This window comes from Mesorhizobium loti R88b, from assembly GCF_013170845.1.
GTDB classification, from domain to species: Bacteria; Pseudomonadota; Alphaproteobacteria; order Rhizobiales; family Rhizobiaceae; genus Mesorhizobium; species Mesorhizobium loti_B.
Window position 1 is genome coordinate 6,533,401 of record NZ_CP033367.1, and the last position, 11,803, is coordinate 6,545,203.

Consider the following 11,803-nt stretch of genomic DNA (forward strand, 5'->3'; position numbering starts at 1 on the left):
CCGGCGCCCTGCCCCGCTCGATCCTGTTCCTGTGCGGCATGAATGCCGTGCGTTCGCCAATGGCCGAGCAGTTGGCACGCCGGATGCTGCCCGCCACCATTTTCGTCGCCTCGGCCGGCGTGCGCGCCGGCGAGCGCGACCCCTTCGTCGATGCCGTGCTTGCCGAGGAGGGTCTCACGCTGGGCGAGCGTCATCCCAGGACGTTGGACGACCTCGAGGATGATTATTTCGACCTGATCGTCACGCTGGCGCCGGAGGCGCACCATGCCGCGCTCGAGCTTACCCGCTCGCTCGCCGTGGAGGTCGAATACTGGCCAACACAGGACCCGACCGATGCCGGCGGCACGCGCGAGCAGATCATGGCGGCCTACCGCGATGTGCGCGAGCGGCTGAAGTTGCGCATAGGCCGGCGTTTTTTGGCTTCAGAAGCAAAAAACGCGACGGATTAAGCGTGTTCACAAGCGGACGATTATCATATAGGTTCCGCCGAAATTCCGGCCTGGGCGCGCCTGGGCGCCGGAACTGCCATCCAAGCAAAGGTATAGAATGCCGAAGGAAGAAGTCCTCGAGTTTCCGGGTGTCGTGACGGAATTGTTGCCCAACGCGATGTTCAGGGTGAAGCTCGAAAACGAACACGAGATCATCGCCCATACGGCCGGCCGCATGCGCAAGAACCGCATCCGCGTGCTGACCGGCGACAAGGTTCTGGTCGAGATGACGCCATACGACCTGACCAAGGGCCGCATCACCTATCGTTTCAAGTAAGATCAAGGCCCGGTCGAACCGCGATGAGCCTTTTGCAGAAGCTGGTGCTTGCCTCGGGTTCGCCGCGCCGCATCGAACTCTTGCAGCAGGCTGGCATCGAGCCGGACCGTATCCTGCCAGCCGATATCGACGAAACGCCGCTGCGTGCCGAGCATCCGCGCTCTCTGGCCAAGCGGCTGTCGAAGGAAAAGGCCGAGAAGGCGTTCGCGTCGCTGAAGACCGAGACCGACTATGCGCCAAGTTTCGTGCTGGCCGCCGACACGGTGGTCGCGGTCGGGCGGCGCATCCTGCCCAAGGCCGAAACGCTTGACGACGCCGCCAACTGCCTCGGGCTGTTGTCCGGCCGTTCGCACCGGGTCTATTCCGGCATCTGCCTGATCACGCCCGGCGGCAAGCTGCGTCAGCGGCTGGTCGAGACGCGGGTGCGTTTCAAGCGGTTGCCGCGCGAGGAGATCGACGCCTATGTCGCCTCTGGCGAGTGGCGCGGCAAGGCCGGCGGCTATGCCGTCCAAGGCATCGCCGGTGCCTTCGTCGTCAAGCTGGTCGGCTCCTACACCAACATCGTCGGCCTGCCGCTCTATGAGACGGTGGCGCTGCTGTCGGGCGAAGGTTTCAAAATCCATCAGAACTGGCTGTCCGCGCGGCCATGAATTCCGACTCCAAAGTCACGCCGCTCCGTCCAAAGCGGCCCTGCCCCGAATGCGGCAAGGCCTCGGCGCGCGACACCTTTCCGTTCTGCTCGACGCGCTGCAAGGACATCGACCTCAACCGATGGCTGAAGGGCGCATATGTCATCTCCGCCCGCGACGACGAGGAAGAGCCGGACAACGACGGTCCTAAGTAAGGCCTGGCTTTGTTTTTATGCCTGTCGTCGCCCCAAAACCGGAACCCACTTTTGGGCGACATGCATTCGTCAGGCCGCCTCGGTCTTGCGACTCACGCGCGCCCATGCCGGCAGCCAGTCGCCATGAGCGGCGAGAAGATCGTCCACCAGTGACCAGATCTGGTCGAGATCGAGCTCGGCTGCCGTGTGCGGGTCCATCATCGCCGCGTGGTAGATGTGCTCGCGGTTCTCACTCATCAGCGCCCGCACCGTCAGTTCCTGGACGTTGATGTTGGTGCGGATCAGCGCTGTCAGCTGCGGCGGCAGGTCGCCTATATAGGTCGGCTGGATGCCGGAGGCATCAACCAGGCACGGCACTTCGGCGGCGCAATCGCGGGGCAACGAGGTGATGCAGCCATTGTTGCGGACATTGCCGTAGATCACCGACGGTTCGCCGGTCCAGACAGAATTCATGATCGAGGAGGCATATTCCCGGGACTGCTCGACCTCGATGCGGTCGGCTGAGCGATAGGCTTGCGCCTGTCCCTTCCAGCGCTCGATCTGCTCGATGCAGCGCTTGGGATATTCGTCGAGCGGAATGCCGTATTTCTCGATCAAATCGGGGCGGCCCTCCTTGATGAAATAGGGCGTGTATTCGGCGAAATGTTCCGAGCTTTCGGTGACGAAATAGCCCAACCTGGTCAGCATCTCGTAGCGCACCTTGTTGGGGCAGCGCGGGTTCCAGCCAGGCTTGGGCGCACGGCCTTCACGATAGGCGCGCACCAGGTCGGGATAGAGGTCGCGGTAGGAGCCGTCGGGCTGGCGATGCTCGAATTTCAGATAGAAGGCCATATGGTTGATGCCGGCCGAGCGATAGCGTATCTCGTCGTAGGGAAGGTCGAGATCGTGGGCCAGTTCCATCGCCGTGCCCTGCACCGAATGGCAGAGGCCGACCTGTTTGATTTCAGGATATTTCTCCGATATCGCCCAGGTGTTGATCGCCATCGGGTTGACGTATTGCAGCATGATCGCCTGCGGGCAGACGGCGAGCATGTCCTCGCAGACCTTCCACAGATGCGGCACAGTCCTCAAACCCCGCATGATGCCGCCGACGCCGAGCGTGTCGGCGATCGTCTGGCGCAGGCCGTATTTCTTCGGCACTTCGAAATCGGTGACCGTGCAGGGCTCGTAGCCGCCTATCTGGAAGGCGACGACGACGAAGTCGGCGCCGGCAAGCGCCTTGCGCTGGTCGGTATAGGTTTCGGCCCTGGCCTTTACCCCAAGCGTCGAGATCAGCTTGTTGACGACAATGGCGCTCTCCTCCAGCCGCTGCGGGTTGAGGTCCATCAGCGCGATCGTCGCGCCCGAAAGCGACGGCCGCTGCAGCACGTCGCCGACAATGTTCTTCATGAACACGGTCGAGCCGGCGCCGATGAAAGTGATCCTGGGATGTCTTGCCATGCTAACCTCCGGCATATGTTCAGGCCACGTCGAAAGCGGCCCTGACGAGCCGTTCGGTGTAGGCGGTCTTGGGATTGGTGAGGACCTCGTCGACGGGTCCCTGCTCCACGATCTTGCCGTTCTGCATGACGATGACGCGGTGGCATAGCGCGCGCACCACCTTGAGGTCGTGCGAGATGAAGAGATAGCTCAGACCGCGCTCATCCTGCAGCTTGCGCAACAGGTCGATGATCTGCGCTTGCACCGAGAGGTCGAGCGCCGATGTCGGCTCGTCAAGCAGGATGAATTCGGGTTCGAGCGCGATGGCGCGGGCAATGGCGACACGCTGGCGCTGGCCACCGGAGAATTCGTGCGGAAAGCGCGACAAGATATCCCCCGGCATGCCGGCGCTGACCAGCGCCTCGCGCACCCGGTCGACCCGCTCGCGCCGCGTCGCGCCGATGCTGTTGACGATCAGCCCTTCCTCGATGATCTGGCCGATCGTCATGCGCGGGTTGAGCGAGGAGAACGGGTCTTGGAAGACGATCTGCATGCGCGAACGCAAAGGCCGCATCTCGGCCCGGGAGAGGCCGTGGATCGGCTTGCCGTCGAAACGGATCTCGCCGCGCTTGGCGTCGGTCAATCTGAGCAGCGCCTGGCCGAAGGTCGTCTTGCCGGAACCGGATTCGCCAACCAGCCCCAGCGTCTCGTGGCGGCAAAGCGTGAGGCCGAGATCGTCGACGGCGACCAGCTCGCGCCAATCCGGCTTCAGGAAACTGCCGTGGCGCAGCATGAATGAAACGCGCACGCCGTTTGCCTCGAGGATGGTGCCGCAGCCCTCAGGAAGTGGTTGCGGCCGGCCGCGCGGTTCGGAGGCGAGCAGCCGCTGCGTGTAGGGATGCTGCGGATCGGCAAACAGCCGCTCGGTGACGTTGTGTTCGCACATTTCGCCCTGCTGCATGACATAGACGTAGTCGGAGAATTTGCGCACCACGGTGAGGTCATGGGTGATCAGGATCACCGCCATCCGCAACTCCTTCTGCAGATTGCGGATCAGGTTGAGGATCTGCGCCTGGACGGTGACGTCGAGCGCGGTGGTCGGCTCGTCGGCGATCAAAACGTCGGGATTGTTGGCCAACGCCATGGCGATCATCACGCGCTGGCGCTGCCCGCCCGAGAGCTGGTGCGGATATTGCTTGAGCCGCGCCTCAGGCTCGGGAATCTGGACATGCCGCAGCAGTTCGAGCGCCCGCGCCCAGGCTTGGCGGCGGCTCACCTTGCGATGCACCCGGATCGCCTCGACGATCTGGCTGCCGACCGTGTAGATCGGGTTGAGCGAGCTCATCGGCTCCTGGAAGATCATCGAGATGCGGTTGCCGCGTAGCTTGCGCCGCTCGCTCTCCGGGAATTTCAGGATGTTCTGTCCGTCGTAGCAGACGCTCGATTTCGGCGACACGGTGGCGCGCCTGGACAGCAATCCCATGACGGTACGCGCCGTCACCGACTTGCCGGAGCCGGATTCGCCGACGATCGCGATCGTCTCGCCGCGATAGAGCTGGAACGAGATGTCCTTGACTGCTTCGACGACGCCATGCTCGACCTTGAAGGCAACCTCGATGTTGCGGGCATCGATGATGGGCTGGTCCTGCCGTCCGTCATGATCATGACGAACGGTGGGTGCGAAAGTGTCTGCGAGCGCTATCGTCATCCCAGCCACCTCAATAGGGGTCGACGGCATCGCGCAGGCCATCGCCCAGCGCGTTGAAGGCAAAGACGGTGGCGAGCACGAACCCGACCGGCGACAGGATCCAGGGATAGGTGCCGATGACGGAGTAGGTCGCTGTGTCCTGCAGCATCAACCCCCAAGAGATCAGCGGCGGCTTGACCGCGAAGCCAAGGAAACCAAGGAAGGATTCGAGCAGCACCACGGTCGGGATCGCCAGCGTCACGGCGACGATCACGTGGCTCATCACATTGGGCAAGATGTGCTGCAGGATGATGCGCCGGTCGGTGGCACCGACCGCCATGGCGGCACGCACATATTCGATGCGCGCCAGCGCCAGCGTCTTGCCGCGCACCTCACGCGACATCTGCGCCCAACCCAGCGCCGACATGACGATGATGACGAAGGCGAGGAAGACATTCGTCGGCGCGGTGACCGGGATCAGCGTCGTCAGCGCCAGGTAGAGCGGCAGTTGCGGGAAAGCGAGCACCAGTTCGACGAAGCGCTGCATCCAGACGTCGAACCGACCGCCGAAATAGCCGGAGACCATGCCGACCGTGGTGCCGATGACGGTGATGATGAAGACCACCGTCAGCGCGATCATCAGCGAGACGCGCGAACCATGGATGGCGCGAGACAGCACATCGCGGCCGAACTTGTCGGTGCCGAGGAAATGCACAGGCTGGCCGTCCGTCGAGGCGAAGAAATGCCGGTCCGCCGGGATCAGCCCGAAGAGCTTGTAGGGCGCGCCCTCGACAAAGAAGCCCAGCAGCCTCGGATGGTCATAGTCAGGGCCGACGATGGGCTGGAAGGTGACCGGATCGAGATCGGTCGAATCGGCCAGCGCATAGACCCTCGGCCACGCGACGAAATTGCCGTCCTTGTCGTGGAAGGAAGGCAGCTGCGGCGGCGCGAAGCCGACATCGGTCGCCTTCGGATCCATCGGCGCCAGGAATTCTGCGAACACGGCCATCGCCAGCAACAGCACGACCAGCCAAAGGCCGGCCATGCCGGTCCAGGAGCGCTTCAGCCGACGCCAGACCAGCGCGATGTAGCTCTCATTGCCGCGCGCCGGTTTGACGACGATGGGGCCTTCTACCGGCAAGGGTGGCGGTGATGGATCGCGCGCCAGCATCTAGCTCTCTCCGTATTGGCGGATGCGCGGATCCAGCAGGACAAGCAGCATGTCGGCGATGATGTTGCCGACGATCAGCGTTGCCGACAGCACCATCATGAAGGTGGCGGTGACATAGACGTCGCCGACCGCCATCGAGCCGACGATCGCCGGACCGACGGTCGGCAGCGCGAAGATGATCGCCGTCTCGATCTCGCCGGTCAGCATATAAGGCAGCACCACGCCCTGATACATGACGAGCGGGTGCAGCGCGTTGGGTACGGCGTGGCGCATGACGACGGCGCTGCCGGTCAGGCCCTTGGCTCTCGCCGTCTCGACATATTGCGCGTTGAGCGTATCCAGAAGATTGCCGCGCATGACACGCATATTGTAGGCGAGCCCGCCAAAGGTGGCGATCGCCACCACCGGCCAGACATGCTTGACGAGGTCGACGAACTTCGCCCACGACCATGGCGCGCCGCCATATTGCGGCGAGAAGAATGAGCCGATCTCCGACACGTTGAACTGGAAGACCAGGAGATAGACGATGATCAGCGCCATCAGGAAGCGCGGCACCGTCATGCCGAGGAAGGAGATCGCCGACAGCGTCGTGTCGATCCAGGTGTATTGCCTTGTCGCCGCCCATATGCCGAAGGTGATGCCCAGCACCGAGGCGAGCAGATGGCAGACCAGCGCCAGGAGCAGCGTGCGCGGCAGGCGCTCGCCAACGACGTCGGCCACCGGCTTGTTGTAGTAGAGGCTGTAGCCGAAATCGCCGCGGGTGACGATGCCGCCGATCCAATTGAGATACTGGACGGGCAGCGGCTTATCGAGGCCATGTTCGACGCGGTAGGCCTGCGCCTGCGCATCGGCCTCGGCGAAGGAAGCGCCGCCCTGGTTGATCAGCTGCGAGCGGATGTAGTCGGCATAGTCACCGGGTGGCGCCTGGATGATGGCGAAGGTGACGAGGCTCAGAATGCCAAGGACCGGTATTGCCGACGCTATGCGCATGAGCAGAAATCGCAGCATGGACGGTCCGCTTCCTCATCTCGCCGGACGCTCCCGTTAAAGGACGTTCGGAGGGTTGGTCTGTCCGGCCGCGCCAGCAGCGCGGCCGGGTCTCTCTTGGTCAGGGGAGGTAAACTTACATCGGGCCCTTGTCTCCCGGTTTGCCGGGAAGCTGCTGCGGGAACAATTCGAATTTCGACTGCTTGTCGGCCGCGACGAAGACGCGTTCGCGGATGATCGAATCCTCGGCCCAGTTGAACATGAAGATCGGCGTGCCCTGCGGAATGTTCGAGAAGCGCTTGTTGACGATCAGCGCACCGGGATATTCCGTCAGGCCGACATTATAGACGTGTTCGGTCGAGATCTTCTGGAACTCCTTCATCAGGCTGGCGCGCTTGTCATTGTCCTCCGACGCGACAAACTTGTTGACGATGTCGACGAGGTCCTTTTCGAAAGGCATCAGGTCGACCTCGCCGCTTTCCGGCGCGCGGTGGTTCCAGCTGGTCTTCGGGCCGACGGGCGCGAGCTGTTCGGTGTTCTGCACGACGGAGGTCAGTTCCTGGTCGTTGCGCCGGATCAGCCAGTCGAAACGGCCGGAGTATTGGGAAGCATCGCGCTGCGTGCCGTTGAGACCGTTGAGCACGATCCGAAGCCCGAGCTTTTCCATTTGCGCGACGACGCCTTCGGCGAGGCTCTTGTCCGTGCCGTAGTCGTTGTTGACCAGCATGACGATCTCGACATTCTTGCCGCCGGCCGTGCCGGCCGGGAAATTCACGAAACCGTCGCCGTCGGTATCCTTGAGGCCAGCCTTGGCGAGTTCGGCCTTGGCGCCCGCGAGGTCGAAAGGATAGTAGACGGTCGACTTGCGGTCATAGAAGCTGGTGCCCGAGGAGAAGCCGCCGGGGTAGATGGCGGTGAACGGGCCCTTGACGAGGGAGTCGCCCAGCGCCTTGCGGTCGAGCGCCATGGTGACGGCCTTGCGGAAATCCTCGTTGCGGTTCAGTTCGCGGACCGCCTGGCTGCGCTCGTCCGGGTTGCCCCAGCCATTGGCGGAATAGTTCAGGCGCAGATTGTAGCCGATGAGCCGAGGGCCGAAGGCGAGCCTTGCCGGCGCATTCGCCTCGGCTGCGCGCTTCAGCGAGGCGACGAAGTTTTCCGGCTGCTCCAAATTGGAGAAGTCGGCCGAGCCGGCGACCGCCTGGACGTCGCGGTCGGCCCAGGTCGACAGCTTGTACTGCAGCTCGTTGAGGTAGGGCAGCTGGTTGCCCTTCTCGTCGACCTTCCAATAGTAGGGGTTGCGGCGCATGACGATGATGTCGTCCGCGCGATACTCGACCGGCACCCATGCACCCATGACCGGCATGTTCATGTATTCCGGCGGAAAGGCGTTCTTGAACTGGTCGTAGGTGTTCTTCGAGTATTTCGGATGCTGCGGCTTCAAGATGTGCGCGGGGCCGGGGCAGAACGTGCCATAAGCCATGGCGTAGAGATACTGTTTCGGGAACGCGTCCTTGAACGTCCACTCGACGGTGTAATCGTCGATCTTCTTCAGCGTCGTGCCGACGCCGAAGGTTTCCTGCGTCGCGCCGTTGAGCGGCGAGACGTTCGGATCGACCACCTCGTCGTCCCAGTAGAACATGACATCGTCGGCGTTGAAGGCGACGCCATCGGACCATTTGGCGCCCTCGACCAGATGCATGGTCAGCTTGTGGCCGTCCTTCGACCAGTCCCAGCTCTTGGCGAGGTTCGGCAGCGGTTCGGTGTCCTTGGCCTCGACCTGGAACAGCGGCGCGGTGCGCGTCAGGCATTCGGAGAGACCGATATCGATGCCGCCCCAGCCTTGCGTCTGGCCGGCGCCATAATTCCAGCCTTCCGGCCGTCCGCCGATGACATGGCGCATCGTGTCGCCATAGACGCCGACGCCATCAGGCATGTTGGCGGTCTTGAAGACCAGCGGCTCCTTCGGCAGCCTGTCCTTCACCGGCGGCAGCTTGCCTGTCTTGACGTATTTGTCGGTCACCCAGTCCGGCTCGTGATATTCCGGCAGCGCCTTGAACTCCAGGATGGAGTCACGCGCCACATACTTGATCTTGCCCTCGGCCGGAAATGTCGCCGGTGTCGGCGGGGCCGTCGGTTCGGAAGCGAAAGCGTTGAGTGCCGGAATGGAGACGCTCAGCGCCAGTCCGGCGGCAATGCCAATGCTGCGTAGGTTCCTCATTATCTCCTCCCTCGTGTTCAGATTTGCTGCTGCTCGTCTTCTGCCTGGACGCCGACTGCGGTGGACCTGCCTCCCAAGGTCCGCCGCTGCGCCCGAGGTTTCAGCCGGTCTGCTTCAGGGCGGCCTTCTCGGCGCGCAATTCCTCGATCGAGCGGACATTTCGCCGCGCGGCTCCGGCCCATTCGCGGGTCTTGACCGTAGATTTCGACAGCCGCTCCTTGGCCGCCGGAACCGCATGCGCATATTGCGGCAGCCAGGCGGCCTGGGCGACGACCATTTCGTCGACCATCTGCCAGACTTCCTCCGGCGTCGACACCGCGCCGACCAGCGGATCATGCAGGACAGCGAGCTTCAAGAGATCGATGTCGCCCGATATCGCGGCATGGACCGACATGCGCTGGACGTTGATCGAGGACATGCAGGTGGCCGCGCAAGCCTCTGGCAGCGTGATGCCGGCGGCCATGTTGATGCCGAAACGGTCGACGAAGCCGGGCGATTCGATGATGGCGTCCTGCGGCAAGTTGGTGATGATGCCTTCATTCCTGACATTGAAGTGACCGCGATAGACGCGGTTGGTCTCCAGCGCTTCGAGGATATGGCTGGCATGTTCGTTGGAGCGTTTTGTGGGGTCGATTGGCTTCGACGCCGCTTCGAGGAATTGCGGATATTCCGTCTCAAACCAGTTGCGGGTTTCGGTGGAGTAGCGGAGATAGCCACCGGTCTCGCCATGGATCCAGTCCGACATATCGATCCAGCGCGTGATCTCGTCAGGGCGCTTGCGGTACCAGGGCAGATATTCCGAGAGATGGCCGTTGCTTTCGGTCGAATAGACACCGAAGCGCTTCAAGACATCGATGCGTAGCTTCTCCTGCCTGGAATAGACAGGATGCGCCTCGAAGGCGGCAACCAGTTCATCCTTGCCGATCTTGCGACCGTTCAGCCGCAGATCGATGAACCAGGTCTGGTGATTGATGCCGGAACAGACATAGTCGAGCTCGTGCCTGGACTTGGCGCCCAGCACCTCGGCGATCTGTTCGGCGCCGTGCTGGACCCCGTGGCAAAGCCCAACCGTGTCGACCTTGCCGTATTCGATCGCCGCCCAGGTGTTCATCGCCATCGGGTTGGCATAGTTGAGGAATTTGGCGCCGGTCGCGGCGACCTCGCGGATATCCCTGCAGAAGTCGAGGATCACCGGAATGTTGCGCTGGCCATAGAGAATGCCGCCGGCGCAGATCGTGTCGCCGACGCATTGGTCGATGCCGTACTTCAGCGGAATCCTGATGTCGTCGGCATAGGCCTCCAGGCCGCCGACCCGCACGCAACTGATGATGTAGCGCGCGCCTTCGAGCGCCTTGCGGCGATCCGTCGTCGCCGTCACCCTGGTCGGCAATCCGTTCGCCTCGACAATCCTGTCAAGGATAGCCTTGATCATCCCGAGATTGTGCTCACTGAGATCGGTCAGCGCGAATTCAATATCCCTGAATTCGGGTACGCAGAGAATGTCGGTGAACAATTTCTTGGTGAATCCGACGCTGCCGGCACCGATGATAGCGATTTTGAAACTCATCAGCCGCACCTCATCTTGTTCTAGCGACAGGCCGGGAATGACAGGGGTGGGTTGCGGCCACATGCCATGACATGTGTGCGCGACAAGCCGGATTCCGGCCTGCCAACCTCCCTGTCCGCTCCTCACCTGCGGATCTCTCTCGCTTTTCGAGGGGGATTATGCCCTTATTCACGAGCGCGACCAGAGAAGGATTATGCTTTCAAGGGTAATTTTGTGCTGCAGGATTTAATCGCCAACGGACAGTCGATGCGCACGATCTCGCTGCCGCGCGGCCGCCAGCGCCTGCATGCCATGCCGACAAGCACCGGCTATGAGGTGCGCGAGGACGAGACCTACGACTGGGACGGGCGCAAACGCGGCCAGACGCCGTTCACCGTGCTCCAGCACACGATCAGCGGGACCGGCCGGCTGCGCTACGAGAATCGCAACTATCGCCTGCAGGAGGACGACACGCTGCTGGTGCTGGTGCCGCACAACCACCGCTACTGGCTGGGCAGCGACGAGCGTTGGGAATATTTCTGGATTTCCATGAATGGCGAGGAGGCGTTGCGCATCCACAAGTCGATCCTCAGCGTCTCCGGTCCGGTGTTCCGGCTGCAGCCGGCGACGATCGACCACCTTGCCGATTGCAGCCTGCGTCTCGTCAAGGGGGCGGCGTCGCCGGGTGCCGCGTCCGCCATCGCCTACGAGGCGGCGATGGCGCTCTATGACGATGTCTTCGGCTCCCATGCCTTTGCCGAGAAGCAGAGCGCCATGCAGCCGGTCATCGACCATATCAACGCCAATCTCGACAAGCCGCTACAGGTGGCGGACCTGGTCCAGATCAGTGGTCTCAGCCGCGCCCATTTCTCACGCTGCTTCGCCGAGAGCGAAGGTCTGCCGCCGGCTGAGTTCGTGCTGCAGCAGCGCCTGCAGCGCGCGGCGAAACTACTGACCAAGGCGGACTTCCTGCCGGTGAAGGAAGTCGCCATCCTGTGCGGCTTCGAGGACGCAAACTATTTTTCAAAGGTATTCCGCCGCCTCTACGGCACCACGCCCAGCCAATTCCGCACCACCGGCATGTATGCCAATCTGCGGACCCCGGCCAGACGCGGCGTCAGGGTCTCGGACGACGAGAGCTGACGCCTCTGGATCCTTGTTCATGC

At 62.7% G+C, this 11,803-nt stretch carries 11 protein-coding genes; 5 read left to right on the plus strand and 6 right to left on the minus strand.

Annotated elements, in window-relative coordinates:
* Positions 1-38: 38 nt before the first annotated feature.
* The 4 genes from EB235_RS31710 to yacG all read left to right on the plus strand — a co-directional run bounded on the left by EB235_RS31710 (position 39) and on the right by yacG (position 1,609).
* Positions 39-449: a low molecular weight phosphatase family protein gene (locus EB235_RS31710; RefSeq protein WP_027033488.1), complete on the plus strand. Its 411-nt coding sequence runs from the start codon at positions 39-41 to the stop codon at positions 447-449.
* A 97-nt stretch (positions 450-546) separates the two neighbouring features.
* Entirely contained in the window at positions 547-765 is a 219-nt protein-coding gene (gene infA, locus EB235_RS31715) for a translation initiation factor IF-1 (protein ID WP_006200926.1), read from the plus strand.
* 23 nt (positions 766-788) lie between these two features.
* Complete coding sequence (locus EB235_RS31720) at positions 789-1,415, plus strand: Maf-like protein (protein ID WP_027033487.1); 627 nt, start codon at positions 789-791, stop codon at positions 1,413-1,415.
* Positions 1,412-1,609: a DNA gyrase inhibitor YacG gene (gene yacG / locus EB235_RS31725; RefSeq protein ID WP_027033486.1), complete on the plus strand. Its 198-nt coding sequence runs from the start codon at positions 1,412-1,414 to the stop codon at positions 1,607-1,609. The genes EB235_RS31720 and yacG overlap by 4 nt, the downstream gene beginning before the upstream one ends.
* Before the next feature lie 69 nt (positions 1,610-1,678).
* Here yacG and EB235_RS31730 read toward each other — a convergent pair whose 3' ends face one another.
* From EB235_RS31730 to EB235_RS31755, 6 genes are all read right to left on the minus strand, one after another.
* Complete coding sequence (locus tag EB235_RS31730) at positions 1,679-3,049, minus strand: alpha-glucosidase/alpha-galactosidase (protein ID WP_027033485.1); 1,371 nt, start codon at positions 3,047-3,049, stop codon at positions 1,679-1,681.
* Positions 3,050-3,068: 19 nt separating this feature from the next.
* Complete coding sequence (locus tag EB235_RS31735) at positions 3,069-4,736, minus strand: ABC transporter ATP-binding protein (RefSeq protein WP_027033484.1); 1,668 nt, start codon at positions 4,734-4,736, stop codon at positions 3,069-3,071.
* Between the two features lie 10 nt (positions 4,737-4,746).
* Positions 4,747-5,886: an ABC transporter permease gene (locus EB235_RS31740; RefSeq protein WP_027033483.1), complete on the minus strand. Its 1,140-nt coding sequence runs from the start codon at positions 5,884-5,886 to the stop codon at positions 4,747-4,749.
* Positions 5,887-6,894, minus strand: a complete 1,008-nt coding sequence (locus EB235_RS31745) for an ABC transporter permease (protein WP_027033482.1) — start codon at positions 6,892-6,894, stop codon at positions 5,887-5,889.
* Positions 6,895-7,009: 115 nt separating this feature from the next.
* Positions 7,010-9,091: an ABC transporter substrate-binding protein gene (locus EB235_RS31750; RefSeq protein WP_027033481.1), complete on the minus strand. Its 2,082-nt coding sequence runs from the start codon at positions 9,089-9,091 to the stop codon at positions 7,010-7,012.
* Positions 9,092-9,191: 100 nt separating this feature from the next.
* Entirely contained in the window at positions 9,192-10,658 is a 1,467-nt protein-coding gene (locus tag EB235_RS31755; protein WP_027033480.1) for an alpha-glucosidase/alpha-galactosidase, read from the minus strand.
* A 66-nt stretch (positions 10,659-10,724) separates the two neighbouring features.
* On the opposite strand from EB235_RS31755, the gene EB235_RS31760 reads away from it, so the two are divergent.
* Complete coding sequence (locus EB235_RS31760) at positions 10,725-11,780, plus strand: AraC family transcriptional regulator (protein ID WP_171878162.1); 1,056 nt, start codon at positions 10,725-10,727, stop codon at positions 11,778-11,780.
* Positions 11,781-11,803 lie beyond the last annotated feature (23 nt).

What these genes read in the sequence shown, in the direction of transcription:
- EB235_RS31710 (WP_027033488.1), top strand. Translation starts at nt 39, where the DNA reads ATGAATGCCGTGCGTTCGCCAATGGCCGAGCAGTTGGCACGCCGGATG.
- infA (WP_006200926.1), top strand. Translation starts at nt 547, where the DNA reads ATGCCGAAGGAAGAAGTCCTCGAGTTTCCGGGTGTCGTGACGGAATTG.
- EB235_RS31720 (WP_027033487.1), top strand. Translation starts at nt 789, where the DNA reads ATGAGCCTTTTGCAGAAGCTGGTGCTTGCCTCGGGTTCGCCGCGCCGC.
- yacG (WP_027033486.1), top strand. Translation starts at nt 1,412, where the DNA reads ATGAATTCCGACTCCAAAGTCACGCCGCTCCGTCCAAAGCGGCCCTGC.
- EB235_RS31730 (WP_027033485.1), bottom strand. Translation starts at nt 3,049, where the DNA reads ATGGCAAGACATCCCAGGATCACTTTCATCGGCGCCGGCTCGACCGTG.
- EB235_RS31735 (WP_027033484.1), bottom strand. Translation starts at nt 4,736, where the DNA reads ATGACGATAGCGCTCGCAGACACTTTCGCACCCACCGTTCGTCATGAT.
- EB235_RS31740 (WP_027033483.1), bottom strand. Translation starts at nt 5,886, where the DNA reads ATGCTGGCGCGCGATCCATCACCGCCACCCTTGCCGGTAGAAGGCCCC.
- EB235_RS31745 (WP_027033482.1), bottom strand. Translation starts at nt 6,894, where the DNA reads ATGCTGCGATTTCTGCTCATGCGCATAGCGTCGGCAATACCGGTCCTT.
- EB235_RS31750 (WP_027033481.1), bottom strand. Translation starts at nt 9,091, where the DNA reads ATGAGGAACCTACGCAGCATTGGCATTGCCGCCGGACTGGCGCTGAGC.
- EB235_RS31755 (WP_027033480.1), bottom strand. Translation starts at nt 10,658, where the DNA reads ATGAGTTTCAAAATCGCTATCATCGGTGCCGGCAGCGTCGGATTCACC.
- EB235_RS31760 (WP_171878162.1), top strand. Translation starts at nt 10,725, where the DNA reads ATGACATGTGTGCGCGACAAGCCGGATTCCGGCCTGCCAACCTCCCTG.